The organism is Gillisia sp. JM1, assembly GCF_000424645.1.
In the GTDB taxonomy this organism is placed as follows: domain Bacteria; phylum Bacteroidota; class Bacteroidia; order Flavobacteriales; family Flavobacteriaceae; genus Gillisia.
The window spans coordinates 1-2,008 of the sequence record NZ_AUKH01000014.1; the positions used below are offsets into that span (position 1 = coordinate 1).

At 39.0% G+C, this 2,008-nt stretch carries 3 protein-coding genes; all 3 read left to right on the forward strand.

Features of this window, described 5'->3' with window-relative positions:
* A partial coding sequence (locus tag H033_RS0103280) for an ISL3 family transposase (RefSeq protein ID WP_026837012.1) occupies window positions 1-909 on the forward strand: 909 nt, incomplete at its 5' end.
* 93 nt (window positions 910-1,002) lie between these two features.
* Window positions 1,003-1,344: a hypothetical protein gene (locus H033_RS0103285; RefSeq protein ID WP_026837013.1), complete on the forward strand. Its 342-nt coding sequence runs from the start codon at window positions 1,003-1,005 to the stop codon at window positions 1,342-1,344.
* Between the two features lie 148 nt (window positions 1,345-1,492).
* A partial coding sequence (locus H033_RS0103290; RefSeq protein ID WP_231367539.1) for a transposase occupies window positions 1,493-2,008 on the forward strand: 516 nt, incomplete at its 3' end.

Below are 2,008 nucleotides of genomic sequence, written 5' to 3' on the forward strand. Positions count from 1 at the left end.
TACAAAAACCATCTCAGCGACTTCAAAGATTGGACGCAAAAAGAGCATTCACAGGATTGGCTGCTCTATGGAAAGAACTTGGGCAACTATTTAAGTTTAGATGAAACCTCTTTATCCAACGGTGAACTTTACACTATTCTAACAAACAAAGCAGCTAACGGAAAGAAAGGCAGCATCGTAGCAATTGTTAAAGGAACCAAAGCAGTTGATGTCATTGAGGTACTAAAGGAAATCCCAGTAGAAAGGCGCAATATGGTAAAAGAAGTCACTGTGGATATGGCCGGTAGCATGAATTTGATCGCTAAAAAATGTTTCCCTAAAACCGAAATAGTCACAGATAGGTTCCATGTTCAAAAACTGGCCTCAGAAGCAGTGCAAGAAGAACGTATCCGATTAAGGTGGGAAATTATAGAAGAAGAAAACAAAGCTATTGAAGAAGCCAGGAAAAATGAAAAAACATACAAACCAGAGCTTCTCGGTAATGGGGACACGCACAGGCAGCTGCTCGCTAGAGGCCGATATCTATTGTTCAAATCAAAAGCCAAATGGACGGCAAGACAAATAGAAAGGGCTGAAATATTATTTGATCTATACCCAACTATTGAAAAAGCATACAACTTCTCTCAAGGGCTAAGCCATGTTTTTAGAAACAACACAAATAAAGATGTAGCAAGGCTAAAATTGGCACACTGGTACAACAAAGTCGAAAATTCCGAATTTAAGTCTTTCAATACCATTGCAAGATCAGTACAACTGCACTACGAGACCATCCTAAACTATTTTAACAACAGAAGCACCAACGCTTCAGCGGAATCTTTTAATGCAAAAATCAAAGAATTCAGAGCTTCGTTTAGAGGTGTCAGAGATGTGAAATTCTTCCTCTATAGACTAACTAAATTATATGCATAATTTTTGAGCTCCCCAATAATATGGTTTGATCCTTCAGGGATCAAGGTAAATACTTGGGGAGAAATGTATCTTTGCAAGCAAAACACTTAGAACTTGGATAAAGAATTAGCCCGCTATTTATTGCCAGAAGGCATATTAGAATATTTTGAGATCATCAGTCATAAATCATCAACAGACAAGGTTCATTTCTATTTAGAAGAGAAGAACATTCTACCCAAAGAATATCAATCAGAAATAGCACAATCCAAAGGCTTCTTACCAGAGATAACGGTTGAAGATTTTCCGCTAAGGGGCAAATCCGTATTGCTCCATATAAAACGTAGGCGCTGGACCCTGGTCAATACAGGAGAGATAGTAAAAAGAGATTGGAACTTAATAGCTAAAGGCACTCGGATAACCAACGAGTTTGCCTCTTTTTTAAAAGGTATCGCTTGATACTCATGCGGTAAGTGCTAAACGGTTTGGTGACTATTATAAGACCAATGGCAAAGCGCTGCAGTACCACTACAAAAACCATCTCAGCGACTTCAAAGATTGGACGCAAAAAGAGCATTCACAGGATTGGCTGCTCTATGGAAAGAACTTGGGCAACTATTTAAGTTTAGATGAAACCTCTTTATCCAACGGTGAACTTTACACTATTCTAACAAACAAAGCAGCTAACGGAAAGAAAGGCAGCATCGTAGCAATTGTTAAAGGAACCAAAGCAGTTGATGTCATTGAGGTACTAAAGGAAATCCCAGTAGAAAGGCGCAATATGGTAAAAGAAGTCACTGTGGATATGGCCGGTAGCATGAATTTGATCGCTAAAAAATGTTTCCCTAAAACCGAAATAGTCACAGATAGGTTCCATGTTCAAAAACTGGCCTCAGAAGCAGTGCAAGAAGAACGTATCCGATTAAGGTGGGAAATTATAGAAGTAGAAAACAAAGCTATTGAAGAAGCCAGGGAAAATGAAAAAACATACAAACCAGAGCTTCTCGGTAATGGGGACACGCACAGGCAGCTGCTCGCTAGAGGCCGATATCTATTGTTCAAATCAAAAGCCAAATGGACGGCAAGACAAATAGAAAGGGCTGAAATATTATTTGATCTATAC